We start from the raw sequence: 25925 nt of genomic DNA on the forward strand, positions 1-25925 counted from the left end.
ACTTGGAAGCTTAACTATTTGCAGAAAGCACTGGTTATGATTTCTAAACCCAAATTTGACTAATGACAGCAACTACTGGAAATTCTAATCCAACCATGGAGGGTCTACTCCATGAGTTAAAAGAAAAATATGAGCACGTTAAACTAGGTGGAGGTGCCAAAAGAATAGAAAAAGAACATGCTAAGGGAAGCTCACCGCTCGTGAGCGAATAGACTACTTGCGTGATAAGAACACTGATTTTTTAGAAGTTGGGGCTTTCGTAGCTGACGGCATGTATGAAGAGGAGGGAGGTTGTCCTTCCGGTGGCGTTGTGACTGGAATTGGCTATGTGAGTGGGAGAATGTGCATGATCGTAGCCAATGATGCGACTGTGAAGGCAGGAGCATGGTTTCCGATGACTGCGAAGAAAAATCTTCGTGCTCAGGAAATAGCCATGGAAAATCAGATTCCTGTTATCTATCTGGTCGATAGCGCAGGTGTTTTCCTCCCCATGCAAAATGAGATTTTCCCAGACAAAGAGCATTTTGGGCGTCAATTCCGAAACAATGCGAAAATGTCTGCGATGGGAATTATACAAGTTGCAGCGATCATGGGAAGCTGTGTGGCTGGGGGTGCTTACTTGCCGATTATGTCCGACGAGGCAATGATAGTGGATAAGACTGGGTCTATCTTCCTGGCAGGTCCTATTTGGTGAAATCAGCAATCGGAGAGACGATTGATAATGAAACACTAGGTGGTGCTACCACGCACTGCGAAATATCAGGAGTGACGGATAATAAATACGATACTGATCAGGATTGTCTGGATGCGATCCGAAAGATTTTTGATAAAATAGGTCATAATCCTACCGCCGGTTTTGACCGTGTAGAATCACGGGAGTCAGGCTTGACGGGTGATGAACTCATTGGCTCATTCCCGACTGAGCGTGTGAAGCCATATGACATGTTGCAGATCGTAAAAGGTCTTGTGGATGCTGGTGACTTCGATGAATACAAAGAAGACTATGGCAAAACATTGATTTGTGGCACTGCGAGGATTGATGGATGGGCAGTGGGAATAGTAGCAAATCAGCGGAAGATCGTCAAAACTGCCAAGGGAGAAATGCAGATGGGCGGAGTGATTTATTCTGACTCAGCAGACAAAGCAGCTCGATTTATCATGAATTGCAACCAGCGTAAAATTCCACTTGTTTTCCTTCAGGATGTCAGCGGCTTTATGGTTGGCAGCAAAGCTGAGCATGGAGGGATTATTAAGGACGGAGCCAAAATGGTCAATGCCATGGCTAACTCTGTGGTGCCGAAATTCACCTTTATACTAGGAAATTCTTACGGAGCCGGTAATTACGCCATGTGTGGCAAAGCATATGACCCGCGCTTGATATATTCTTGGCCTACAGCTCAGATGGCAGTGATGTCGGGAGCTGCAGGAGCAAAATACTTTGCTTCAGATCAAAGTAGCAGGTTTGAAGAAAAAAGGGCTGGAGATCACGCCTGAAGATGAAAAGGAATTGCTGGATGAAATCACTTCCAAATACAATGAGGAACTGAGCCCATTTTATGCGGCTTCGAGACTCTGGGTGGATGGAGTAATCGATCCTCGTGAGACTAGAAAGGTAATCAGCATGGGTATAGAAGCAGCTAATCATGCTCCGATAACTGAAAGATTTAATGTAGGCGTGATTCAAACTTAAGCCAATTTTTAGTATCTTATTTTATAGTTTCCTTCCATTAACCGTAGCCTTTTGACGATGAGTGATTTGACACCCGGAGAATTAAATGCCTTGGTTTCCTTATTGGATGATTCCGATCGTGAAGTAAGAATGCATGTGAGGGATAGAATCATTTCTTTGGGGAATGATATTATTCCCTTTTTGGAGAAAAAATGGGAGAATAGCTTCAATCCGGATATTCAGAAAGAAATAGAAGAATTGGTTCATGATCTTCAGTTTTCTCTGCTAAAGGAAAGGTTGAAAGATTGGCGGGATACCGACGATCGGGACTTGCTGACTGGGCTGTGGATTATCAATACCTATCAGTATCCAGATCTCGAATATGCGAGGCTGAACGCTGAGATGCATCAGATTTACTTCGAGGTTTGGACTGCTTTCAAAAATGATTTGAGTCCATATGAGCAGGTGAGGGCAATTAACAATGTGCTTTTCAACACCCTCCGATTCTCTGCGAATACCAAAAACTTTCACTCTCCGGCCAGAGTATGCTTTCCTCGGTTTTGGATTCAAAACGTGGAAATCCCCTGACATTATGCTCAATTTATTTACTGGTAGCAAAAAAGTTGGGGTTACCGATTTATGGTGTGAACCTCCCAAATCTTTTTGTACTCACCTATAAATCAGCCGATGTCACTTTTTACATCAATGCCTTCAACAAAGGATTGATTTTTAGTAGAAAGGATATTTTTAACTATCTGGAGCAATTGAAGATCGAGCCAAAAGAGGATTACTTCGAACCTTGTGCGCATCTACAAATTATGCTTCGAATGTTCAGAAACCTGAAAAATTCATTCGAGAAGCTTGGCGAGGCTGACAAAGTTCAAGAGATTAAGGAATTAATAGCCTTGCTGAACGATCAATAAGTCCGCACATTACAGCCAACAGCTCTAACTTGACTTGGTGTCGGCGACTCACCTTTCAATAAGGAATCCATTGCTTTGTCGAGGTAGTTTGATGACACGGCACTTTCAGCTTGAGGATTATTATCAATCGCTCCTCTATAACTGACCACAGCTCCTGGGGTAAGTAAAATTACTTCAGGGATTTTGGTGACTTTAAAGAATTTGGTCAACGCTTGGCTATCATCAATCAAGTAAGACATGTTTATATCGGACTGATCTATATAGCTTCGCAAGGCTGTTTTATCTTCTTCTTTTTGACTCACTTCTGGGTTAACGAGCATAAATGTAAAACCCTGATTTTGGTATTTGCTTCGCAAAGCAATCAAACGAGCTTCATACATTTTTGCAAAAGGGCATCCCAAACTATGGAAAATCAAGACTAAACCTTTCCCCTTAATTTGAGTGGCTACATTAACCTCTTTGCCAGTTACCGCATCTGTGAGATTGATTCCTTCCAGACTTTGGGCAGAAAGCGAAAAAGTTAAAGAAAGAAGAACAAGGATAATTAAGCTTAAGCTTTTGCATTTACCAAATAGTGTATGTTAGTACAACGTCTGAGATCACCCGAACTTGTACTGTGTAATGATGATCTGTAAAATCCGTACCTCGGACTTTACCTCTGATGATTCCTGCCTTTGGGTCAAAGGGTTCTAAGCGAATATTTTCTCGAAAAAGAAAACGCCTCTTTTCCCCTGACATTTAAAGATAGACTCTTTAGCTGACCAAGCCATGGTGTAATGTAAAAAAGGGATCCTTTTCCAAGAACGACTCTTAATTCTGATTGATCCAGAAACCGAAATCCAATCCTCAGGATTTTTTCCCGTATCAAATCCATGTCAATTCCAACCGGATTTTCCCTGTGATAAATAGCGCCAGCGTATCCCATGGTGTGTGAAAGTGAAATATATCCATGTCCATTCATGGTTTGAGATTTACCAGACTGCTCATCTTTGAAAAAACCAGGAATATGGAACATGCAAAACATCCAAAGCATCTCGGATTGCCATTCTAGCAGTGGCCCATTCTCTCTTTTTCTCGGGATGCGAAATGTTGGCGTAACCAAGTTTCTCCCTGAAAGCTGAGAAAATCCAGGTCGTTTTCATCTTGAGTTTCGATAATCTTGATGGCCAAAGCCGAGGAAGAATCTATTTTTTCTATTTTTGTTTGCATAGCCAGCAGGGCAACCAAAGTCTCAGTCCAATATATGTCAAAAATAGAAGTTAATAAATTACAAACACTAACAGGACACAATGACTGCATCTATGCATTGGTAGAAGGGAGTGATCCCAGATTTTTTATACCGGAGCTGGAGATGGTATGGTAGTGGAATGGGACTTGGATCAGCCTAAAAATGGCAAGTTGATCGCTAGACTGCCACATTCAGTTTATGGACTTGCAATAGACCCAAGTAGGAATTTGCTTTTTATAGGCCATAATTTCGAAGGGATTCACGTCATTGACCTGAATGAAAGCAAGGAGATTTGGTCATTGAAGTTAACGGATAAGGCAATTTTTGATATCAAAATCTTTGGGGACGAAGCGTACATTGGTACAGGTGACGGGGTGCTTATTGTAGTTGATATTAATTCAAAAAACGATCAAAAAGCACATCAAATTGAGTGAGAAGAGTATTCGCGTGATGTCTTTGGCAAAAGATAAACGCGAACTGGCAATTGGTCTGAGTGATCATACCGTAAAAATTCTTGATTTATCAGACAGTTTTAAACCCATTGCAAATTTAACAGGCCACACCAATTCTGTATTTGCACTTTCGTATTCTCCTGATGAGTCGATTTTGGTCAGTGCCGGTCGGGATGCTCGGTTGAAATTCTGGGAAACTGACCGCTATTCTCTACAAGAAAACATTGTGGCACATATGTATGCCATTAATTATTTATATTTCAAGGAGGACGGAAACCTTCTAGTCACCTGCTCCATGGATAAGTCTATCAAGGTATGGGATGCAAGCGAACGGAAACTCCTCAAAGTCATAGACAAAGCAAGAAATGCAGGTCATGGTACTTCAATAAACAAGGTGATTTGGAGTAGCTATCAAGGCAATGTAATTTCTGTGTCAGACGACCGTACTATTTCTATTTGGCAAATTGAAGCGAATTAACCTATGAAATCGAGCATGATTCAAGGTCTCAAAGCATATCGGATTATAGCCACGCGAGATTCCATGGGGCCTTTAAAAAGACAAATGATAAACACATGAAGATCACACCAGCAGCCATTCGGCAAAAAACCTTTGAAGTTGGATTCAGAGGATATGAGAAAAAAGAAGTTACCACATTTTTGGACGAAATATCTGAAGTAGTCGACCTGCTTCACAAAGAAAATATGGAGCTGAAAACTAAGCTTCAAAATACAGAAGCAGAGGCAAAGCGATTGAAGGATGTGGAGGAATCACTTTTCCGTAACCCTCAAAACTGCGGAAGATACCGGAGCCGCAATAATCGTTGAAGCGAATGAAGCTGCGGACTTGATTATCGCTGATGCAAATGAAACTGCTGACAATGCGACCAAGCACGTTGATCAGATGCTGGCTGACTCCAGCGAAACAAGCTGAGGAGCAGGCTGCTGCGATCATCGGCGCTGCGGAAACCAAGGCGAAAGAGACTATCGTAGAGCTCAGAGAAAGCATGCAAGGTCTAGTCCGATCTTATGAAGGCCTAGCTGAGCAAAGAGAGTCTATGGTGAAAAGTCTGAAGAGAATTGCTCAGGATACCTTGAATCAAATCGATCTTTCGGAAGCACATTACTCGAGAATCGATGCAAAGGCTCATGCCAGAGCGATAGATGAACTAAGCAGGTCACAAACATTCACTTTCGGAAATCTTGAGAATCTTGGATACGAAAAAGAGGAGATAGTCGAAGAAGTAATTGAAGAAAGTCCTTTAGCTGAGATGGAAGTGATAGAAGAGGATCTGGAGCTAGAGGATCATGATTCAACTCCTGATTTGGAAATGGAAATCGAAGAGGATGCTGAGGAAGAGCTGGAACTAGAAGATACCAAGATGCAGCTGGAAGATGAGATTCTCGAAGAAGATATAGAAGAAATAGAGGAGGCTAAGGAGAAGAAGCCATTTGAAGAGCCGCTCAAACCTCAGGCGTCCCAACCGAAATATACCGATGATTCAAAGAACCAATCAGGTTCAATTTTTTGACCAATTTGACTGATGGGGAAGTAAGTCTCGAAGGGATTGAGTTTCACGCCTACCACGGAGCATATCCCGGAGGAATCCATACTTGGAAATCGCTTTACCTTGGATCTCGAACTGGAAACAGATTTCAGACAGGCGATGCTTCATGATGACCTGAGTGCAACTGTGGATTACTCCAAATTGTACAAATTGATCAAAGCCAGAATGGATGTGAAAGTGAAACTGCTCGAACATCTGGGCCACATGATTGTGACCATATTTTAGAGGCCTATCCCAAAACCACAACAATTAGATTAACGCTTAAAAAGCATCATCCTGCTCTCGGAGGATTAGTAAGCTTCTCCTCTGTGCAAATTCAATACCCGGAAGATTATGCGTAATTATTTTCTAATGTTCCTGCTAGTTTTTGGTTCATTTGGAACCCTCAAAGCTCAGGGAGAGGCCTATCAGTTTTTTACTAACAAAGGCAAAAAAATAGATTTGAAGGATGTTCTCAAAGACGCTAAAGATGTTGATGCGGTTTTCTTTGGAGAACTTCATAATAACAGTCTTGGGCACTGGTTACAATTGCAGGTGCTGAAAGGATTGCAAGCGCAGAATCCTGATTTGGTGGTAGGATCAGAGATTTTTGAGCGAGAAGATCAGTTGAACTTGGACGAGTGGTTTTCAGGTCAAATTACCGAAAGCAATTTCGAAGCTGAGGCAAATCTTTGGAAGAATTACAATAGCGATTACCGCCCTGTTTTGCGCTATGCTAAGGAGAAAGGGTTAAGGTTTATTGCCACAAATGTTCCAAGAAAGTATGCTTCTCTCCTTCTCTAGTCAGTAAAGCTGGTTTAGGCGCTTTGGATTCGCTTTCACCTCAGGCTAAGAATTATTTTGCAAAACTGCCAGTTGAGGTAGATATGAGCATGCCAGGTGATGTTGCCATGAAGGATATGATGCATGGCGCGCCGGGCAATTCCGATTTTATGATTCAAGCTCAGGCTTTGAAAGATGCGACCATGGCAGAATCACTTTTTGAGCCTATTCGTGAAGGAAAGCAGATCTATCATATCAATGGTTCCTACCATACCAAAGACGGAGAGGGTATTTTGTGGTATTTGAAAAGAGAGTTCCCAGATCTGAAAATTTTAGATATCCACATGGTAACACAAGATCAATTGGATAAACTGGATGATGAAAATGCAAAAGCCGGTGAAATTATCCTTGTCTTACCTAGCGACAGCCATACTACCTATTAATCTTGTACAACAAAGCTGAAACATCGAGAATCCGTTCGGAGTTTTGGATTGCTTTTGGGCAATACATAAAACCTATTCCGAATGCGGAAGGAAGGCGAATTAACTGGCCGAATTACAAAACAGGCGTTCGGAATATTTATTTCAGGATGAAAGCTGAGCGTGATTTTGCGTCGATTGGAATAGAGATTGGTCATGCTGACGAGGAATTGCAGGAATTGTATTTTGATCAATTTGCTCAGTTTAGGAAAATGCTGGAGGTCACGGTAGGCGAAGAGTGGAGTTGGAATTTGCACCAAGAGAATGAGTTTGGACAGTTGGTTTCCAGAATAGAAAAAATTTTACCAGCCGTGAATGTGATGAATGAAGCAGATTGGCCAGAGATCATTTCATTCCTCAAACCCAGAATCATCGCCTTGGATGAGTTTTGGAGTAATGTAGAGCCAGGTTTTGAGAGTTAAATATTGATGATATCAGAATTGCAGTGGCAAGTCAAACCATCAAAATATATGTTCATGAGATTGCATTTCAGAGGTGCTTTTGGTAAAATCTTTAGTGCAGATACATTGTAGCTGATTTCCAAGAGAATTTTAGGCTTTTAATTAAGCCCTGAAAGGGCTAAATACCTAGCGATGGGTGAAGCCCATCGATATAAATAGACGGATAATTATCTAAGCCCTGAAAGGGCGTAATTATAGCATTACCCCCAAACATACCTCTCGTCATAGTCTACGTTATATTTTTTTTAAAAATGCTCTGTATTCCTTTTGAAAAGTTTTGCTTACATGATGCTCTCGTTGGTTTTGTATATAAATACTGACAATTTCAATCTGGCTCGGATTAACTGAAAATGCGTCGTAGCCACCTTGCCAATTGCGATGGATGAATGGCCCAGTTCTTCGTGCTAAAAATGATATGTATATAATTCTTTACGAGTGACTGTCCCATCATTTATTACGCCCTTTCAGGGCTTTAAAAATGAATGTTTCTTAAACCTTACAACGGCCTAGCGACCGTTGCTTTGTTATCTTGCCCTTACAGGGCAAGTGAATTTAATGATGCGATTGCTATTGATTCCAACAAGCTCTTAAGAATCAAATTTTCCAACGCCAGATGTAATTTATTCAGGTAAAGAGTTGGTTTTTTGGCTCCGAAAAGGGGCAAATACCCCAGTGATGGTTGTAGTATAGAGGAAAGATGAACTAATGAAGTCCTGAAAGGACGGAATCAAAATGATGTTATACTCTATCGATTTCCAATGAATTGAAAATTGATAGAAATCATCAATTATTAAAACTCCCGCTTTACGTATTTCAATTCCTCAATTGTACTGACCCCGTCTTCGGTCATAGCAAGCCAGAGTTTGATTTCGTCGCCCACACGCTTCATGGTCAATCCGTGAAAATAAACGGTATTCTCAGCAATTTCCACCAATCGAAATGTGGTCCATTTGTCTTTTTCCTCCCAAGGTGAAAGATCTGCATTAAAATGCTTGAGCTTCAATGAAAAAGTCTCTCCCTCTTGCACGATATTCATGAATTCAGAAAAGACAAGTTTGCCTTCACTCCAAAAGCGAAAAGTCCCAATCATATTCCCATCTACTGCTGGCATCCAAACTTCCTCGCATTCTCCACCAAACCCTGTTCCTGTCCAGAAGCCTTCTAGCCAATCCAATTCAGAGACATTTCCTTTACCAGGCTCTTGATCCTTTTCAAGTTGCTTCACCTGAGAAAAAGCTATTGAACATATAAAAAGTAGAATGCAGGAGAGTATTGACTTTTTCATAGGAAAGGTTTTGTTCTATATGAATTTATTAAAAATTCTGAGGTAATGCTCAGATTATGAAGAGCTATTTTATGCCAGCTTCTGGAGAAGCAGAACAACTTTTTCAATGGCGTTCTCTGCGAAACCTTCATGTCCTTCGCGGTTAAAAATGAAAATTACACATCATGTCTCTTTGGAATCTCGGGATTCACGAACGTAAATCCTCTAGCCTCGTCTCCTTCAAAAAAATCAATCTGCATTCCCATCAGAAACATATAATGCTTTTTCTCAATCAGAACTGGAATCCCTGCTAATTCAAATTTCTGATCTTCCTCCTTCGGCTTGTCAAAACCCAAAGCGTAGGACATACCACCACATCCGCCACCCTTCACGCCCACTCGTAGGTGATAGTCAGCAGGGATGTTCTTATTGGCCATGATATTTTTGATCTCTACCTCGGCCTTTTCGGTGATCTTTATTGGAATTATCATGTGGTGAAAATGATTTTGGCAGGGAATTGGTTCGCGTCAATACAAATTTACATTCCCCTTATGTTTTTTGACGGGGATAATTTGTGCAAATTCGAGTTTAATCCCCAAAAATGGAATACGCAGTCGATTTATTGAAAATTCTTTTGCCAGCAGGCATAGTCCTTTATGGAATGTATCTAGTGGTCGTTTCTTTTCTTTCAAAGGAAAGGGAAAAGACACTGGTGGAGTTGAAAACCCAAAACTCCCAAACCATTCTTCCTATTCGTTTGCAGGCGGCTGAACGGATTTGCCTTTTTCTTGAGCGAATTACTCCAAATAATTTGGTGAGAAGATCTAACCCAGGAGGTCTGACTTCAGGTGAATTACACTCTCTTTTGCTTGCTGAAGTTCGTGAGGAATTCAATCATAATTTTTCCCAGCAAGTGTATTTTTCTGAGGAAACTTGGGAAGCAGTAAAAAGAGCTGTAGAAGAAGTGACTACAATCATCAATCAAAGTCGACAAGTACTTAATGAGGAAGCCACTGGGCTGGATATGGCTAAGGCGATTTTTGCGCAAGCTTTAGACAGAAAGAACGATCCGATCGGATATGCGTTGAAACAAGTGAAATCAGAAATTCAAATTTACTTTTGAAAATGAGCAGCTTAAAAGCAAAGACTTCCGCAACTATCGATAATGCCAAAGCACTTTTTGGTAAAAAGGTAGATGCACTCATAAAGCAAAAAGAAAAAGTGACGGAGTTAATTGCTGGAGTTGGACATAAGCTTTCAAGTGTTGGGGATAATCCAAGAGTAAAAAAACTTATTGAGCCTTTATCTGTCTTTATCCGCATGATCAAGGCACATTTTAATGGAGCGCATAAATTGACCAATAGTACTCTTGGCTTGGTACTTTTAGCTTTAGTTTACTTTATTTCACCCATTGATATCATTCCTGACTTTTTGGGTTTTTTTGGCTTTGCAGATGATCTAAGCGTTGTCTTGGCTATTTATGCCAAAGTAAAAGATGAAATTGAAGATTTTTTGGATTGGGAGAGAACTCAAGACTAGCTAGGTCTGTTAGTCTCCAAAATCACAGGAAATGCTAGACCAACAAACAGTATTAATTTCTTCTAAGCTAATTGAATCGGCTCAGACATACGCAGAATATAGAGAAATGATTGATCGGCTTTTGGCTGAAAATAAGACTACTGGAATCAATCATTCAGAGAGTTATCTGGATTATACTAAGATGAATGTGCAGCGAATGAATCGCTGGGATAAAACGGCAAAGATTTCACCCGAGCTGGAGAAAGTGGTAAAGTCAATTTCTTCTCCCCAAGTTTGGCTGGTGATTACTGAAGCTTGGTGCGGAGATGCAGCTCAAAGTTTACCATTTATAGCCAAGCTGACTGAATTGAATCCACTAATCAACTTGAAATTTGTTTTGCGGGATGAGAATCCGGGCCTGATGGATGCTTATCTTACCGAGGGAGCACGATCAATTCCGATTTTGATTAGCTTGTCTGGTGATTTGAGTAAGGAGCTTTTCGTCTGGGGACCTAGACCGGAATTTCTTCAAAACCGTCTAAAGGCATATAAATTGGATCCACAAAACATTACTTCCAAGGAGTTTGCGGACGGTACTCACCTTTGGTATGCACGAGATAAAAATAAAGCAATAACAGAGGAATTGATCCCCCTGATTGCTGCAACATTATAAAATATGCGAATCGCACTGATTTCTGGATCTTCCGGCCTGGTAGGCAAGGCTATTCTTCACCAACTTTTCAAAAGTGAAGAATATAATTATGTATTAAGCGTTGGCCGAAGGAAACTCGCTATTAAGCAACAAAAGCTTGTACAGATTGAAGGTGATATGGCGAAAATTGATAGCTGGGACTGGGAAGCTAAAATTGCCGAACAGAGTCTAAGCGGAGAATATTTTCCTCTGATCGATGCGCTGAATAAGAAATCGGCAGAAATACACGCATTTTCCGCATTAGGCACTACCATAAAGCAAGCAGGATCAAAGGAAAAGTTTTTTGCTATTGATCATGATTTGGTAATTGAATTTGCCAAGTGGGCAAAGACCTTGGGTACATCAAAGTTTCTATATGTTTCCTCCTCCGGTGCCGATGCGAAATCCTCGATTTTTTATAGTCAAACAAAAGGTAAAACCGAAGAAGATCTTAAGGCAATCGGATTTAGCTATATAGGTTTATTCAGACCCTCCTTATTAATGGGGAATAGAAATGAATTTCGACTGGGAGAGCAAGTCGCTCAGGTAGTGATGAAGCCTTTGATTTGGTTAAAGCTATTTAAGAATATTCGTCCGATCTATGATTTTCAAGTGGCCAAGGCTTTAGTGAAAACTGCGCTGACGCAAAAATCAAATTCTATAGAAGTGATCTCCTCCGGAGAAATGCAAGACCTAAGCAAATGATAGTAGTTATTCAAAGAGTATCTGAGGCTTCCGTTAAAATTGATGGGAGAGTAAAATCCGAAATAGGAACAGGATTGATGATTTTACTGGGAATAGAAGAGGCTGATTCGGAAGAGGATATTACTTGGCTAACGAAGAAAATCACAAATCTCAGGATTTTTCCAGATGAAAATGAAGTGATGAATAAGAGCCTATTTGATATCAACGGAGAGATTTTACTGATTTCCCAGTTTACACTTCATGCAAGTACGAAAAAGGGAAATAGACCTTCCTATATCAAAGCGGCCAAACCTGATATTGCGATTCCTATGTATGAGAAAATGATTGTCTCGTTGGAATCGGAACTTGGGAAATCAATCGGTACCGGTGAATTCGGGGCAGATATGAAAGTTTCCTTGGTCAATGATGGTCCTGTTACCATTATAATGGATAGTAAAAACAAAGTCTAATGTAAAGACAGGTTAGGACAGGATAGGATGAGGACTGGTTTATCTATTTTAGTGAAGATTAATTTAGGTTTTATCTTTTCTAATCCTGTCGCATGAAAACCCAATCTCTCATTAGATTTTTTGCTTTTTCTCTACTAATTACTCATTTGCTTTACGGCTGTAGCAAGCCAAATCAGGAATCCAGCGAAATCCAAGCAAAGCCAAACGTAATCATCATTCTTGCCGATCAGTGGAGAGCTCAGGAAGTTGGTTATATGGGAAATACCCAAATCAAAACCCCAAACCTGGACAAGCTTGCTACTGAGAGTTTAATATTTGAAAATGCAATCACTACCATGGCAGTCTGTGCGCCGTGGAGAGCGAGCTTTTTAACCGGACAATATCCACTCACTCATGGTGTGTTTTACAATGACAAACCATTACCAAATGAAGCCCTGACTATGGCAGAGATCTATAAAGATCAGGGATATGCTACAGGGTACATTGGCAAATGGCATTTAAATGGCCATGCGAGAGGAGAGCAACATTTTAGCTCAAGGGATTTACCGGTGCCAAAAGATAGGAGACAAGGTTTTGATTATTGGAAAGTCAGAGAGGTGACTCACAACTATAACAATAGCTTCTATTTCGATGAAAATGATGTGAAGCATACTTGGGAAGGTTACGATGTTTTCCCACAGACGGATAGTGCGATTAGCTATATACATAGGAATAAAGAAAATCCTTTTGTGTTGATGTTGTCCTATGGACCGCCGCATGACCCTTATTTTTCTGCTCCCAAAGAATTCCAGGATTTGTATGATGCGAGCACCTTGGAGGTTCGTCCAAATGTTCCTCTCGCTTTACAAGATTCGGCTAGAAGGGTGATGGCAGGTTATTACGCACATGCTTCTGCAATAGATTTTGCGATCGGGAATTTGCTTGAAGAGTTGGATAAAGCGGGTATTGCAGACAATACCATCCTTGTTTTCACTTCGGAGCATGGTGATATGTTGATGTCTAAAGGAGTGCTGAAAAAGCAGCGACCGTATGACGAGGCAATCAAAGTCCCTATGTTGATTCGTTACCCAGCAAAATTTGGAGAGAAGAGCAGGAAAGTAAATGACCCAATAGGAACACCAGACTTATTGCCGACGCTACTCGGATTGAGTGATATTACTCCCCCAAAGAGTATAGAGGGAAGTGATTTTTCCAGTGAATTGCTTGCTGGGGAAGATTTGGGAAATGAAGCTGCCTTGATAATGCTACCTGTTCCTTTTCACGAGTGGAAATTTCTAAATGGTGGTAGAGAGTTTCGTGGAATCCGGACCAAAAGATATACTTACGTCAAAGATTTAAAGGGTCCTTGGTTGCTTTATGACAACCAAAAAGACCCTTATCAACAAAGCAACTTAGTTAATGATCCCGCATTATCAGAACTTCAACATCAGTTGGAAGGTGTTTTGATGGAAAAATTGAAAGCTACAAATGATTCTTTTCTTCCAGCGGATGAGTATATGATGCAGTATAATTATCTCTACGATGCGAAGGATAGCGTTCGCAAGCCCAATTATTTGGAGCTTAATCGATAAGAATGATGCTTCCCGCAGATATACGCAGATAAATCTCGCAGATATACGGAGATTTTTGAGCTTTCGAAGGTAAGCTAATTCTTGGAGTTCAGCGTAAATCAGCGTTCCTTTTCAGCGTGAATCTGCGGGAAGCCTTACTTTTAAGTTGAGCATTTATAATAGTACCGATACCTATTTTTATTGATGTCGGATTTTGACTGTTTCGGAGAAAATGCCAATCTTCAATTTTCAAATCATTTTATTTTGTCTACTTCATTACTTAGTATCCATTCCGCCCAAGTTCTCACCAAGGGAAAACAAGTTTTTGAATCACTGGATTTTAATTGGGAAGTTGGACAGCAATGGGCGGTAATAGGTAGCTCTGGCGCTGAACTTACAGCCTTTATAGAGACTATCCGTGGGAATGCTGTGATTCCAAAAGGCCAGATCAATCGACCTTTTGCACAGGAATATACCGAGAAGAAAACCCTTTCTGGCGAGATCAATTCTTTCCGAGACTTGATAGCCTATGTCTCTCAGCGCTACGAAATTCGCAATAAATCCAATCAGCAAAACTTCTATTTTCAACAGCGATTCAATTCCTCAGAAGCTGAAGAAACGGCCACTGTTCGGGAATATTTATTGGAAGTGAAAGCAAAAGTTGAAGGGCCATGGACCTTGGAAAATGTATCTGAATTATTGCATTTGGAGAAGTTGCTGGATAAGTCTTTGCTCTTGCTTTCCAATGGGGAAACCCGACGATTGGCGCTAGGCTTGGGGCTTATGCGTCAGCCGAAAATCTACCTGATGGATCAGCCCATGACTGGTTTGGATGTCAAAAGCAGAGCGGAGTTTGGGGAGATTTTGAAAGTTATAATTTCCAAAGGAGTTCAAGTCTTGTTGACCACTTCGGCTAATGAAATCCCTGAAGGCATTACTCATGTAGCCAAGTTAAGTGGAAAAGGGATAGAGAATGTGTGGGAAGTAGCTGACTTTCATTTGACCGCCAAACACGAGCAAGATCTCTCTTACGATTGGGGATTATTAGATTCCTTGCTACCAAAAAGACCTAAGGAAAATACAGAAGTAATTCGTCTGGAAAACCTCCATATCAAATACGGAGAAAAGCAGATTTTGACAAACCTCAACTGGGAGGTGAGGTCAGGAGAGCGTTGGTTATTGAAAGGCTCCAATGGTTCTGGGAAATCTACCTTGATCAGTTTGTTGGTTGGAGAGAACCCTCAAGCCTATTCTCAAAATCTATGGCTCTTTGGGCGGAAACGAGGAACTGGAGAGAGTATTTGGGATGTGAAGCGGCCTACTGGTTTTGTAGCCCCTGAGCTTAGCCGATTCTTTCCTGCCAATCAAACTTGCCGAAAAGTCATCCTTTCGGGGCTTTTTGATACAATGGGCTTATATAAAAAAGTAACAGCCGAGCAGGAAGCATTGGCTGAATCTTGGATAAAGCTTTTTCATTTGGAGGCATTTTCAAGTATCGTAATTAACCGACTTTCTTTGGAAAACCAGCGTTGGACATTACTGGCCAGAGCGTTGATCAAGCAACCCCAATTGCTAATCCTCGATGAGGCGTCGCAAGGAATGGATGAGTTTCAGCGTAGGCTATTTAAGGATACTGTGCAGCAAATTTGTGAGCGATCTGAGATGACCTTGGTGTATGTGAGCCACTATGCAGAGGATGTGCCAGAGGCGGTGGGGAAGGTGATGGAGTTGGGATAGGTTCTATAAAGAGATAATTTTAGAAGAAAAATTTATAGGAAATGGATTCATTTAGATTTTTTATTGGCTTATGTTTTATTCTTATATCAATTATTGTTTTTATTATTCAGTATAGAGATAATGCTTTTAACAAGAAAGGGTGGACTAGTGGTGATGTTAAATTATTTTATGCTGGAATATCTGCCTTATAAGGCGGGATATATTTTATTCATACTTCGTTTTAAAAAATGCAGTTCTGACAAAGTAGCTATTTGTGGGGGGAAGAACTATTTGACTTGTACTGTAGTTGAAAATAGCTTCTGATGTTTTAGCCCTGAAAGGGCTCAATACCTCAGCGATGGGTGTAGCCCATCGAAATTGATATTTATTGTCATTTAGTTCCAAGCCCTGAAAGGGCGCTATCAAAAGAACAGTGTCATCCCCAAACATACCTCTCGTCATATTCCACATTATATTTTTTCAAAAAAGCTCTGTACTCATCTTGGAATGATTTACGTTCATGATGTTTACGCTGATTTTGGATATAGTCAGTCACAATACCAATCTCACTAGGATTAACCGAAAATGCCCCGTACCCATCCTGCCAATAAAAATCACTCAATTCAACTGCTCGCTTTTTCATCCATTTGGAAGAATCTGTTTTTAATTCCTCTAGCAATTTCACAATGGTTAAATTTTTATTCAAGAGGCACAGAATATGCACATGGTCTAAATATCCTCCTACTTGAATCGGAGCACAGTCTAAGGCTTTGCACACTCCTCCGAGGTATTTGAATAACTCTTCTTCATACACTTGTTTGATAAATGGCTGTCTGTTTTTGGTGTTAAAAAAAATGTGTACATAATTTTTCACGAGTGATTGTCCCATAGAATATTGCGCCCCTTCAGGGCTTTAAAAATGAAATCAACTGATTCCTAACAACGGCCTGGCGACCGTTGCTGTGTTATTATGCCCTATCAGGGCTAATGAATATAATATTCTCGGCCTTAAATGCTGATTTTCAATTGATTTAGTTTTAGTTTTTGTTATGATGTTTGTGTGATTTTGGAATCCTAGTTCTTTTCCACCCTCACTCCCTTAAACATCACCTCATTCTCACTCACTCTCAATTCTTTTCCACTCGAAGTAGTCACATTCTTCAGAGTGACTTCTTTGGTTATCACATATGGGAACTTCTCCTCGTAATTTTCATCTATTCTTTCGGAGTTGAAGTTTCCAAAAATCGCTGGGCCTTGGTAATCATCAGGATGATTGGAGTCGTCGATTTTTAGGTTTTCGATAATGATTTGCTCCGGCATATAACAGGTGTAGCCGAAATCATGTTGGCCAGAGTTATATCCGCTAATTAAGACTGGACTAGTGGATTTGCCTCCCATGGGTACAAAAGTGCTGTTACGGATAATTAATTTTCCTTCCCAAGTGCTACCATAGTCGGAGCGAAGATTGATTAGACTTCTTCCTCTAATAGTGGAGTTTTCTACAGTGAATGTCCCGGTTCCGATCGCATTAATACCCATGTGCCCTAGCGTAGAGTTGCGGATTGTGGCATTGGCAACGCCCATGTGAGCATCGAAACGGGAAAAGACGCATTTATCGAAAAGTAGATTCTTAGAGTAATTTGAGCCCATGATTCCCCAATAAACATTGTCATCTATGTCATTTGTCTGAGTACAGTTGACAAAGGATACATTCAGAGCTCGGTTCACAATGATGTCATAGGTTCCCATAGTTACAGGTTTCCCCGCATTTCCTATGGTCGAGTAGGTTTTATGACCTGTCAAGGTGGTGTTTTTAACGGTTACGTTTGTACAGTTGGATATATTTAGAAATCCACTGTATGGAGCTCCTTGATCTCCTTCTTCAATGACGCGATGCTCCAATGAATCCACAATAACATTGGAGCGCTGTATGGATATATTTCGGCTGTAGTAGTTGTATTTTGATTCCTCCTGATTAGCAATTGTGGTAAAAAATCCTCCGGAAATAGTCAGGGTTTTCTCATCAATGGGAAGAGCTGTGATCTCAGTGATTTGCTCAAAATCCCAAATAATAGGAGCATCCTGATCCACATTTCCATTTTTGTCTACCAGAAAAATATCAGTTTGGGACGCGCCATTGTTTTGATTTAGCCCAAATCGGATATACCGCATCTTGTTGGAATTGGTGACAGTAATCAACGCAGAACCTGGCAAAGTGATGTCAATTTTCTCCTGATTTCTCTTAAGTGAAGTGATGCCATCAAGTTTATAAGATTCTAGGCTTGAGCTGACCAAGAAAACAGGTGAAGTTCTATTTTCTACATTTCTATCGTCAATGAGGAAGGTAGCTTTACCAAAGTCTGTGTCAGTTTGGATGATTGCCGTAAGGGCCTTTCCTCCAATGTAATAGCTTGCTCCATCTTCCGCTATTACCTTTAAATCATGTTCATTGGCGAATTCATGCGCAGAAAAGATTGCCTGCATGTCATCGGTTTTTCCATCTCCTTTGGCCCCAAAGTCACTGTAATTCACTACCCCAGAAGCTATTATTTTTGCGGCTGCATCTGAGATTAATTTTGCGTCTAACTCCCCAATGGTTTCTTTTTCTTGATCAGAAAGCCAAAGCATTGGGAATCGAACCGGCATATTTCGAATGACTTCTGGAGTGTCAAAATCAGCATCAAGTGAATTCCATAGCTCAAGGTGTTTTTCCTGACCATAAGCAAGTCCTCCGAAAAGCAGAAAAGTATGTCGAACAGGCCATTTGTCCCAATACATCACATCCGTTTGGTAGGGCCAGGAATCCTTGTTTTCTACAAAAGGGTAAAGGAATGAAATCCCTTTTTCCAAAGATTTCCCGTCTGCTGTTTGGTAGCTAAATAGGTTTTCGGAATCGTCCGCATACACTTGGCAAAGCGTTGCCATGGCATCTAAAGTGAAAAGAGAATAACCATAAGGTTTTGTACGTTTGAGTTCCAGTGGAAAACTCCCATCGTCGGCCATTTGATCAGGAAGCAGCACCGTTTTATACATTTCCTTACAGTAATCGAGGACTTCTTGATTGCCTACCAGTTTTGCAAAAACAGCAGCCTGCATTGCCCAACATACACTGTGATTATTTCCATGATCACGCTCATCTATCCCATATGGATGAGTAGTTATCCAATTCAAATATTCCGAAAACCAATCTTTCATCTGCTTTATTTCCGAATCAGAAATCACTTGTGAATCTTCCACTGATTCGATTGCTTTGGCCACTTCCATGAGTTGAATGGTGTCGATGATTCCAATTCCTCGCCCTGTTACTTTTCCCTTTATCGCTTGAGCATAGAGCAAGCTTGGGTTCATCTTGGTGGCTTCATCTATAAACCAAGCTCTCAGATGCGGAGCCAAAGCTTTTACATACTTTTCATCTTTGGTTACCAAATAGGCTGAAGCCAGTGCTCCTGAAATCTGGCTGAAGCGAATCATCGCTTCACGATGTGCTGTGAAATTGTCAGGATTGGTCAGGCCATCACGCTGAATATATGATCCATCTGGATTATCTGGGTCTGGCCACCAATAATCTCCTTCGGAATAGAAATCATGTATCCCGCCTGCAGATCTTGGGCTACTTTCTGCCGTGACAGTAATTGGTTTTTCGCTAGCATATTTGTCCGCCAATTGAATAACCCTTGCTCGTTCTTTTGCGAGATAGTCAGTTTCGGAAGGCTCGTTCTTTTGCAGGTTTGTGAAAAAGGAGGTGAATACAAAAAGAAGAATAAGAAGGGATCGGATCATTTTGGGTAAATAGATAAAGGATACCTAAGATGCAATTTATTGAGATGTTTTGAAAGGGATTTAACCGAAGTGGTAGCACAGGTTCCTGAAAGGGTATTGCGGATTGTTAAGCTTATGAGTGAGAATGTGGTTAAGTGACTCAAGTCACTATCCTTCTCGGAAGAGTTTGCGTTATTAGTGTTATGAGCTATTATATAACAACAAGAATAAAAGGAGACTTCAATCAAGTGATAGAAAAAGTCACAGAAGAATTGAAGAAAGAAGGGTTTGGAGTGCTGACAACAATTGATATGAAGGCTACACTCAAGAAAAAGTTGGATGTGGATTTTTATAATTATCAAATTTTAGGAGCCTGCAATCCACCGAATGCCTATAAAGCCTTACAAGCTGAAGATAAGATCGGTTTGATGCTTCCATGTAATGTTATTGTCCAAGAGAAAGAGGAAGGTCAAATCGATGTTTCGGCAGTGGATCCAGTAGTCTCTATGATGGGAGTAAAGAATGAGGGACTTGAACCAGTCGCTGTAGAGGTGCGCGATAAGTTGAAAAAAGTGATCGAAGCGTTAGCGTAAAGTCGTAGTTATAATTGTGTTTTGCCGCCTTGGCCTGTGTCTCACATGCCAAGGTTTTTGAATTCTCTTCTGTTCAGAATTTGCAATCCTCATCCTTTATCATTGGTTTTTCAAGCCGAAAAAAGCAATCGATAATTGCTGGTATTTTTAATTAATGATTGCAAATCTTCCGACACAGCTTCTAGATTACAAATCTCGAAGAGCAGGTTAAGTATAGCACCCGATCAACCTAATTATTGGCAGGCTAATACCATTTTCTTTGAATTATTGGAGATCATTTCCTAACTCATAAAGATAGCCACCGACCTTATGAATAGTAGAAGATCATTTATCCAGAAACTCAGTGCAGGAATAGCTATTCCAGGCTTGGTTTCATTCAAATCTCCAGAGGAAACCTCTCCGCAATCTATTACCCCTTCTCTGGTGGGAGAAGAATTCTGGGCTGAGCTCAGAAAGAAATTCCCGCTGAGGGACAGTAGAGTTTATTTGAATAATGGAACTTTTGGACCTTCACCTCAAGTGGTTTTGGATGCTTTACAAAATTCCTTTGTTGCCACTAATACATCTGGTGAATATGGTCATATAGAGCCAGAACGTGAGAAATTGGCTGCTTTTGTGGGAATCAAAACCTCTGAGATTTCTCTTACACATAATACAACTGAGGGGATTAATATTATGTGTTGGGGTCTGCCGCTGAAGGCTGGAGATGAAGTGATCATCACGTTGCATGAGCATGTGGGAAATGCGTTGCCATGGTTGAACCGGGCAAAATTGCATGGGATAGTGTTAAAACCTTTTGAACCCAAAGCTACTCAAGCTGAGAATTTGGAATTGATTAAAAGCTTGGTGACTTCTAAAACCAAGGTGATTGCAATTCCTCACATCACCTGCACAACTGGGTTAGTTTTTCCCATCAAAGAAATTTCAGCTTTCGCTAGAAGCAAAGGAATATTTACAGCTATAGATGGTGCACATGGAGCAGGTACTTTCGATCTTGATCTTCATGATTTGGGCTGTGATATGTATGCAAGCAGTTACCATAAGTGGGTTTTGGGTCCAAATGGAACTGGATTTCTATATGTTAGAGAAGGTGTTTTGGACCAAGTTCAGGCCTACCAAGTAGGTGCATATTCTGATTTAGGTTGGAATTTGTACCAGAATCCACCGGAGTTTAAGGGGTATGTGCCAACAGCCCATCGTTTTGACTATGGAAGTCAGAGTTTGCCGATGATGCGAGGAGCTGTGGCAGCTGCTGAATTTCACGAAGAAATAGGGAAAGAGAAAGTAGAAGCAAGAATTAAGGAGCTAAATCAATTCTTGTTTGATGGGCTATCAGAGATGGGATCTATGCTAGATATATTAAGTCCTGCGGAACCCGAATCCCGAATCAGTATGGTTACTTTCAAACCTAAGAAAATGAACTACCAAGAGGCCGCTGGTTTAATAAGTAAGGAAGGTTTTAGAATTCGTCAAGTTCCTGAAAGTAAGTTGGATTCAATCCGGATTTCAACTCATATTTATAATAGTAAGGCTGAAATTGACAGTTTTCTTGAAGCTACTAAGAAAGTATTGAGTTAAGTATTCAGGTATTAACCACAAAGTCCGCAAAGGTTTCACAAAGAGCATCTTCTGAGATAATAGAGCTAAAAGCCTAAATACCATAGCCGAGATCTATAGGGCTGGGTAAAAGATGTTCATCTAAATATGTAAGGTCTGAAAGACCGAAATACAGATTATCTTCCGATTCTGAAATTCTAATCACTAGATTTTTTTCTTCTTCTTCAATTCTGCTCTCTTTTCAGCTTCAGTTGCTCTGAACTTTGCAATGTCAGCGATTAACTTCAAAGGCAAGGGCTTGTCATAGGGAATCTGTATTGCTCCTTTGGAAGTTACAAAACCTTCCAGTTCTTTCTTGAATTCGCTCACACCGCTGTTAGTTGGATAAAAACCAATGTGTTTTTTCGCCGCGGCAAAGTAAACCAGCACTTCTGTGGTTTTGAAGGCTGGCATATTGTAACTGATCACTTCTTTAGCTTTTGGCAGAGCCTTCAGAATTGTCGTGCGCATTTGCTCCAACTTTTCTCTCACTTCAGGAGAGCACCAGCTAAGATATTCTTCTACGGAGGATGGCTTTGCGTTCATCATGAGAATTCAAATCAGTATTCTTTAACTAGAATTTCAGTAGGGATATTTAGTTTAGAACTTAAATTTCTAATCATTTCTAAAGTCAATTTTCTTTTCTTATTAAGAATTTCACTTACGCGGCTTTTGAGTCCAACTACCTCCGCTAAATCTTTTTGTTTCAAACCCATTTGCTCCATTCTGAATTTGATTGCTTCAATGGGGTCTGGTAAATCTATGGGGTAATGAGTTTCTTCATAATTTTCTATTAGAATAGTCAGAATTTCTGATTCATCCCCTTCAGGAGTTCCTTTTTTAGAATCAAAAATTAGCTCAAGTCTATCCAAAGCATTTTGATAATCTTCTTCATTTCTGATAGGTGAGATATCCATTTTAAATTTCGTTTGCGTTTATTTTATCGTATTCTGCATGAGTCCCTATAAATCGAATCCAGCAACGTTGATGTTCAAAACTGAATTTCACAATTAAACGGTATTTGTTTCCTTTGATATTAAAAACAATTCTACCTTCTTTTAAAATGCTAGCACTAGGATAATCTACCTTTAAATCATTAATAGAGGAATAAGAAGATTTAGCAATTTCATGATACCAAGCATTTAGTTGCTGTTCACAATCATTGTGAATTTCCCAGTATTCTCTAAGCGTTTTTCTGGCGATTATTCTCATTATCAGTCCTCTTGCAAAAGTAAAGAAATAAAGGAAAAGTTCCCAATATGGGAATTTATTTTTTTAGCTCATCCGCTGCAGGTACTAATTTAGCTTTCAAATCCGGGTCTGCCATATCCTTATCAAGAGGGAACATCGGACGATTGATTCGCTTATAGCCAAGTCGCTCCAAATCCTGATCAACTCCGCCCGGTGTCAAGGCCATAATCCAGTCTGCTCTCATATCGTAGAGCTCAGGTACCAGATATCCGATCTTTACTACTACTATATCTGCTTCCCTTGGCTTTAAACCAAGATCTGTGAAATCCCTTTCATTATGATAGGGCTTGCGCTTTTTAGTGACGATCACATGAACGGAACCAACTTTAACCACTACTTCTACTTCTGCAGCTCCGTCTCCTTCTTTGATTGCTTCCACAGTACCGTTGAGCATAACTGGTGGTGCAAATCGATCATCGATTGCGGCACCAGCTGTCCCTTCTACTTTTCCTCCCACGCCAGCAGCAATGGCTTTCTCCACCAACTCAGGGCCTGGGATAGAAGCATAAATCAATGTAGGGCCATTTTCAGATTTGAACTCTGGGCGCTTTAGGATTTCTGTTAAAGTCCAAGTTACATCCCCCGCACCACCTGCAGTTGGGTTGTCGCCCATGTCAGAAATCATGAAAGGCTTTTTGTCAGAGGCGATCGCCATATCCAAGCTTTCCTTCAATGGTGCAACTGGTGCTACAAATTCAAATTCATTTCGTACATCCCAAAAGCTTTGTGCCAATTCTTCTGCTGACTCTGTCACTGCATTTTCATCATCACCTGTCACCATTACCACCGCATGATTTCTAGGCTCATCTGCCCAAGCATAACCTATCCAAATTGCCGCATCGATCACGCCATCTTTTTTTGTCATAGGATCTACTTTTGCATAAAGACTTTTCCCTGGATCAATTCTGGTGCTTGTTTTTTCGCCAGGAAGCAAAATTGGGACAGGAATCCAAGCTTTGAAGCCTGGCTTTTCCTTTGCCACTTTCCAAACGATCAAGCATGTTCTCAACTGCTCTTTGCTTTGATTCTAAAGCATCCTCATGTGGAGCCATTCTGTAGCAAGTAATCAAATCTGTGTTTTCCGCCAATCTCCAAGATACATTCCCGTGTAAATCCATGGAAGTGGAAATCAAGGTTTCTGGTCCAACCACATCACGCACGCGAATGATGAAATCACCTTCCGGATCATCCAAACCAACCACGCTCATCGCTCCGTGAATATCGAAGAAAAGCCCATCGTAGGGGAGATTTTCTTTAAGCATATCCAAGGTTTTGCCCACGAGCTCTTCGTAAGCTTCTCTAGTTACAATTCCTCCTGGAATGGCATGGCCGCGTAAGGTAGGAAACCATTCAGCTCTTCCTCTGTCCTCTGAAGCTGAATCTAGAAAAGGGTAATAGGAGAAGATATCCGCACCTTCTCTAGTTCGAAAAGCTGCCACATCACTCGTTGCAGGAGAAAAAGTACTGGATTCTATCGCCAAACCAGCAATGGCAATTCGAGGAAGTGGTTTTGATTCCTCCTTGGTAGCGCAGGATAAACTGATCAGGAGTATAAAAAGGAAAGAGAGGAAATTTCTCATAGGTGGTTTATGATTTCGGATGAAAATTATAATTTCTCGAAGGTCAATTTAAACTAACCCCTGAAAACATTTATGATTTTTTTTAGGAACGGGGCATATATAAGTAAAGAAATTTAAAAATAGGCTTTAAGTACTAGGGTTTCGGTTTGCTAGAACCTGCGTGGTATGGGCAAACCGATCTAGCCAGCCTCGATGATCTTTACGGATGAAAGTGATCATAACTGTACCTACAAACCAGATTGCTAAGAAAAGTAGGTAAAGGAAAAGATATAGCCTATCATCAAATCGGGTGTCGATAAGGAATTTGGATACTTCGCCGACTAGAAATGGAAGTATCAAAAAGATTCCATAACGAGCTATTAGGTCCTTGTAAGTCAACGGAAGACCATCCATTCTGACGATTCGAATTCCTAGTAGTCTTTTTCCTAAAGTTTGCCCATTTGTGATTTTACTAATGAGTATAAAGTAAATAAAAATCAATCCAACTTTTAAGATGGATAGCAGCCAAACATTATCAGTAAGACCTTCAATGACATATGCAGTAAATAAAATCACCAATAAAGAGTCAACAAAAATCGCCAAAAAACGCTGGGTCAAGGTGACATCTGAATGATTTACCAGGGGTTTGCTGGAAACATTAGGTAGTACGTTTGAATACCGAGCGATCACAAATCCAATGAAGCAGCCAAAGGTATTGGTGATCAGATCATCCACCTCAAAATGGCGGAATCTGCACGGATATAATCCGTAAATGGCAGTTAGCTGGGTGACTTCAAAAAATAGGGATGTCAGAAACCCTATCAAAGCTACAATTCCGGCATTTTTGAATTGGTATAAATACCTGAGAAAGAACCCAAGCGGCATCAGCAGTAATACATTGAAGGCGGTTACCTTAAAGGTGGTACTTTTCACTATACTGAAAAGGGAAATGTTTCCCTGAACCTCTCTGAATGTATCTTTTACAAATCTGAATGGGAAATAGCTGGGGATAAATCTCCCTGATCTTACTTCACAGAAATCAGGAGTTATTTCCGGTAAGGGCAGCAAAGTCAAAAAAAATGCTGTCATGGAGTAAAATGCGAACACATAAAACACCAGGCTTCTGTTGAATTGGACATAGCCTATTTTCTTGTATTGAAAATAAGCATATGGCACAAAACTCAAAACTGCTGCTAGTGGGAAATAGAGGATAGATGTTCGAATAGCCTCAAAATATTGATTCATGCAATCGGTTTTAGCTTCACTGGAGGTATTATTGCTTTTCAGTACTATTCTGAAAAATATATCAATTATCAATAACTGATCCTTTTCTCTGAAAAATGACCTGCCAGTGCATCAATAGATTGTTAATTTTGGCTAAACATAAATCATTTATGAAAGAGGAAATCACTATAAAAGAGGCGCAAGAGCAAGTGGATCAATGGATCAAGACAGTTGGCGTTCGCTATTTCAATGAGCTTACTAACATGACTATTTTAATGGAAGAAGTGGGGGAGTTGGCTAGAATCATGTCAAGGACTTACGGAGAGCAATCTTTCAAGGAATCTGATAAAGGAAAAGATCTAGGCGATGAAATGGCAGATGTGCTTTGGGTGTTGATCTGTCTCGCCAATCAAACAGGAGTTGACCTTACTGAAGCAATGAAAAAGAACTTTGAAAAGAAGAATATTCGTGATATCGACAGACACAAGAATAATGAGAAGTTGAAATAAAT

29 protein-coding genes and 3 pseudogenes are annotated in these 25925 nt (G+C 40.5%); 20 read left to right on the forward strand and 12 right to left on the reverse strand.

Going from position 1 to position 25925, the window contains the following annotated elements:
* Nucleotides 1-95: 95 nt before the first annotated feature.
* Together AC0L6R_RS04090 and AC0L6R_RS04095 are read left to right on the forward strand one after the other, a co-directional pair.
* Nucleotides 96-1690, forward strand: a pseudogene (locus AC0L6R_RS04090) (acyl-CoA carboxylase subunit beta).
* Nucleotides 1691-1747: 57 nt separating this feature from the next.
* Nucleotides 1748-2592: pseudogene (locus tag AC0L6R_RS04095) on the forward strand (transglutaminase-like domain-containing protein).
* Here the strand turns inward: AC0L6R_RS04095 and AC0L6R_RS04100 are convergent.
* From AC0L6R_RS04100 to AC0L6R_RS04110, 3 genes are all read right to left on the reverse strand, one after another.
* The gene (locus AC0L6R_RS04100; RefSeq protein ID WP_473270114.1) at nucleotides 2586-3137 is read right to left on the reverse strand and encodes a redoxin domain-containing protein; all 552 of its coding nucleotides are present in this window, start codon (nucleotides 3135-3137) and stop codon (nucleotides 2586-2588) included. The pseudogene AC0L6R_RS04095 and the gene AC0L6R_RS04100 sit on opposite strands and share 7 nt — an antisense overlap.
* Before the next feature lie 134 nt (nucleotides 3138-3271).
* Nucleotides 3272-3553, reverse strand: a complete 282-nt coding sequence (locus AC0L6R_RS04105) for a hypothetical protein (RefSeq protein ID WP_473270052.1) — start codon at nucleotides 3551-3553, stop codon at nucleotides 3272-3274.
* Nucleotides 3554-3575: 22 nt separating this feature from the next.
* The gene (locus AC0L6R_RS04110) at nucleotides 3576-3734 is read right to left on the reverse strand and encodes a hypothetical protein (RefSeq protein WP_473270053.1); all 159 of its coding nucleotides are present in this window, start codon (nucleotides 3732-3734) and stop codon (nucleotides 3576-3578) included.
* A gap of 214 nt (nucleotides 3735-3948) precedes the next feature.
* Between AC0L6R_RS04110 and AC0L6R_RS04115 the strand changes: the two genes are divergently transcribed.
* The 8 genes from AC0L6R_RS04115 to AC0L6R_RS04150 all read left to right on the forward strand — a co-directional run bounded on the left by AC0L6R_RS04115 (nucleotide 3949) and on the right by AC0L6R_RS04150 (nucleotide 7500).
* Nucleotides 3949-4254, forward strand: coding sequence for a hypothetical protein (locus AC0L6R_RS04115; RefSeq protein ID WP_473270054.1), 306 nt, complete (start codon nucleotides 3949-3951; stop codon nucleotides 4252-4254).
* The gene (locus tag AC0L6R_RS04120; protein ID WP_473270055.1) at nucleotides 4247-4750 is read left to right on the forward strand and encodes a WD40 repeat domain-containing protein; all 504 of its coding nucleotides are present in this window, start codon (nucleotides 4247-4249) and stop codon (nucleotides 4748-4750) included. Before AC0L6R_RS04115 ends, AC0L6R_RS04120 begins: the two co-directional genes overlap by 8 nt.
* 95 nt (nucleotides 4751-4845) lie before the next feature.
* On the forward strand, nucleotides 4846-5097 hold the full coding sequence (locus AC0L6R_RS04125; protein ID WP_473270056.1) for a DivIVA domain-containing protein: 252 nt from the start codon (nucleotides 4846-4848) through the stop codon (nucleotides 5095-5097).
* Between the two features lie 38 nt (nucleotides 5098-5135).
* Nucleotides 5136-5801 (forward strand): hypothetical protein, encoded by a 666-nt coding sequence (locus AC0L6R_RS04130; protein ID WP_473270057.1) that lies wholly within the window; start codon nucleotides 5136-5138, stop codon nucleotides 5799-5801.
* A 36-nt stretch (nucleotides 5802-5837) separates the two neighbouring features.
* A complete protein-coding gene (locus tag AC0L6R_RS04135; protein WP_473270058.1) occupies nucleotides 5838-6062 on the forward strand; it encodes a dihydroneopterin aldolase in 225 nt (74 codons plus the stop codon).
* A gap of 126 nt (nucleotides 6063-6188) precedes the next feature.
* On the forward strand, nucleotides 6189-6620 hold the full coding sequence (locus AC0L6R_RS04140; protein WP_473270059.1) for a ChaN family lipoprotein: 432 nt from the start codon (nucleotides 6189-6191) through the stop codon (nucleotides 6618-6620).
* Nucleotides 6621-6643: 23 nt separating this feature from the next.
* A complete protein-coding gene (locus AC0L6R_RS04145) occupies nucleotides 6644-7042 on the forward strand; it encodes a ChaN family lipoprotein (protein ID WP_473270060.1) in 399 nt (132 codons plus the stop codon).
* Nucleotides 7043-7044: 2 nt separating this feature from the next.
* A complete protein-coding gene (locus AC0L6R_RS04150; RefSeq protein ID WP_473270061.1) occupies nucleotides 7045-7500 on the forward strand; it encodes a DUF4268 domain-containing protein in 456 nt (151 codons plus the stop codon).
* Between the two features lie 829 nt (nucleotides 7501-8329).
* Here the strand turns inward: AC0L6R_RS04150 and AC0L6R_RS04155 are convergent.
* Complete coding sequence (locus AC0L6R_RS04155; RefSeq protein ID WP_473270062.1) at nucleotides 8330-8824, reverse strand: DUF6265 family protein; 495 nt, start codon at nucleotides 8822-8824, stop codon at nucleotides 8330-8332.
* Between the two features lie 155 nt (nucleotides 8825-8979).
* Complete coding sequence (locus AC0L6R_RS04160; protein ID WP_283414513.1) at nucleotides 8980-9294, reverse strand: HesB/IscA family protein; 315 nt, start codon at nucleotides 9292-9294, stop codon at nucleotides 8980-8982.
* Nucleotides 9295-9404: 110 nt separating this feature from the next.
* Between AC0L6R_RS04160 and AC0L6R_RS04165 the strand changes: the two genes are divergently transcribed.
* The 7 genes from AC0L6R_RS04165 (at nucleotide 9405) to AC0L6R_RS04195 (ending at nucleotide 15453) form a co-directional block, all read left to right on the forward strand.
* Nucleotides 9405-9926 (forward strand): DUF7935 family protein, encoded by a 522-nt coding sequence (locus tag AC0L6R_RS04165; protein WP_283414512.1) that lies wholly within the window; start codon nucleotides 9405-9407, stop codon nucleotides 9924-9926.
* Nucleotides 9927-9928: 2 nt separating this feature from the next.
* A complete protein-coding gene (locus AC0L6R_RS04170) occupies nucleotides 9929-10342 on the forward strand; it encodes a YkvA family protein (protein ID WP_283414511.1) in 414 nt (137 codons plus the stop codon).
* Between the two features lie 31 nt (nucleotides 10343-10373).
* Nucleotides 10374-10994 (forward strand): thioredoxin family protein, encoded by a 621-nt coding sequence (locus tag AC0L6R_RS04175; RefSeq protein WP_473270063.1) that lies wholly within the window; start codon nucleotides 10374-10376, stop codon nucleotides 10992-10994.
* Between the two features lie 3 nt (nucleotides 10995-10997).
* A complete protein-coding gene (locus AC0L6R_RS04180; RefSeq protein ID WP_473270064.1) occupies nucleotides 10998-11717 on the forward strand; it encodes an NAD-dependent epimerase/dehydratase family protein in 720 nt (239 codons plus the stop codon).
* Nucleotides 11714-12166: a D-aminoacyl-tRNA deacylase gene (dtd, locus tag AC0L6R_RS04185; protein WP_473270065.1), complete on the forward strand. Its 453-nt coding sequence runs from the start codon at nucleotides 11714-11716 to the stop codon at nucleotides 12164-12166. The genes AC0L6R_RS04180 and dtd overlap by 4 nt, the downstream gene beginning before the upstream one ends.
* A gap of 92 nt (nucleotides 12167-12258) precedes the next feature.
* On the forward strand, nucleotides 12259-13737 hold the full coding sequence (locus AC0L6R_RS04190) for a sulfatase family protein (RefSeq protein WP_473270066.1): 1479 nt from the start codon (nucleotides 12259-12261) through the stop codon (nucleotides 13735-13737).
* Nucleotides 13738-13980: 243 nt separating this feature from the next.
* Nucleotides 13981-15453, forward strand: coding sequence for an ATP-binding cassette domain-containing protein (locus tag AC0L6R_RS04195; RefSeq protein WP_473270067.1), 1473 nt, complete (start codon nucleotides 13981-13983; stop codon nucleotides 15451-15453).
* 415 nt (nucleotides 15454-15868) lie between these two features.
* Here AC0L6R_RS04195 and AC0L6R_RS04200 read toward each other — a convergent pair whose 3' ends face one another.
* Complete coding sequence (locus tag AC0L6R_RS04200; RefSeq protein ID WP_473270068.1) at nucleotides 15869-16321, reverse strand: transposase; 453 nt, start codon at nucleotides 16319-16321, stop codon at nucleotides 15869-15871.
* 185 nt (nucleotides 16322-16506) lie between these two features.
* Nucleotides 16507-19212 (reverse strand): alginate lyase family protein, encoded by a 2706-nt coding sequence (locus AC0L6R_RS04205; protein WP_473270069.1) that lies wholly within the window; start codon nucleotides 19210-19212, stop codon nucleotides 16507-16509.
* A 182-nt stretch (nucleotides 19213-19394) separates the two neighbouring features.
* Here AC0L6R_RS04205 and AC0L6R_RS04210 point away from each other — a divergent pair, with 182 nt between their 5' ends.
* On the forward strand, nucleotides 19395-19784 hold the full coding sequence (locus AC0L6R_RS04210; protein ID WP_473270070.1) for a DUF302 domain-containing protein: 390 nt from the start codon (nucleotides 19395-19397) through the stop codon (nucleotides 19782-19784).
* A gap of 309 nt (nucleotides 19785-20093) precedes the next feature.
* Nucleotides 20094-21362, forward strand: a complete 1269-nt coding sequence (locus AC0L6R_RS04215; RefSeq protein WP_473270071.1) for an aminotransferase class V-fold PLP-dependent enzyme — start codon at nucleotides 20094-20096, stop codon at nucleotides 21360-21362.
* A gap of 183 nt (nucleotides 21363-21545) precedes the next feature.
* Here AC0L6R_RS04215 and AC0L6R_RS04220 read toward each other — a convergent pair whose 3' ends face one another.
* The 5 genes and pseudogenes from AC0L6R_RS04220 to AC0L6R_RS04240 all read right to left on the reverse strand — a co-directional run bounded on the left by AC0L6R_RS04220 (nucleotide 21546) and on the right by AC0L6R_RS04240 (nucleotide 25435).
* Nucleotides 21546-21929 (reverse strand): iron chaperone, encoded by a 384-nt coding sequence (locus AC0L6R_RS04220; protein ID WP_473270072.1) that lies wholly within the window; start codon nucleotides 21927-21929, stop codon nucleotides 21546-21548.
* Between the two features lie 11 nt (nucleotides 21930-21940).
* Entirely contained in the window at nucleotides 21941-22297 is a 357-nt protein-coding gene (locus AC0L6R_RS04225) for a helix-turn-helix domain-containing protein (RefSeq protein WP_283414501.1), read from the reverse strand.
* Between the two features lies 1 nt (nucleotide 22298).
* Nucleotides 22299-22592 (reverse strand): type II toxin-antitoxin system HigB family toxin, encoded by a 294-nt coding sequence (locus AC0L6R_RS04230; protein ID WP_339868770.1) that lies wholly within the window; start codon nucleotides 22590-22592, stop codon nucleotides 22299-22301.
* A 55-nt stretch (nucleotides 22593-22647) separates the two neighbouring features.
* Nucleotides 22648-24211, reverse strand: a pseudogene (locus AC0L6R_RS04235) (M81 family metallopeptidase).
* Nucleotides 24212-24337: 126 nt separating this feature from the next.
* Entirely contained in the window at nucleotides 24338-25435 is a 1098-nt protein-coding gene (locus tag AC0L6R_RS04240; protein ID WP_473270073.1) for a VanZ family protein, read from the reverse strand.
* 149 nt (nucleotides 25436-25584) lie between these two features.
* Between AC0L6R_RS04240 and AC0L6R_RS04245 the strand changes: the two genes are divergently transcribed.
* Nucleotides 25585-25923: a nucleotide pyrophosphohydrolase gene (locus AC0L6R_RS04245; protein WP_283414497.1), complete on the forward strand. Its 339-nt coding sequence runs from the start codon at nucleotides 25585-25587 to the stop codon at nucleotides 25921-25923.
* The last annotated feature ends 2 nt before the right edge of the window (nucleotides 25924-25925 follow it).

Source organism: Algoriphagus sp. 10J20-15 (assembly GCF_055809615.1).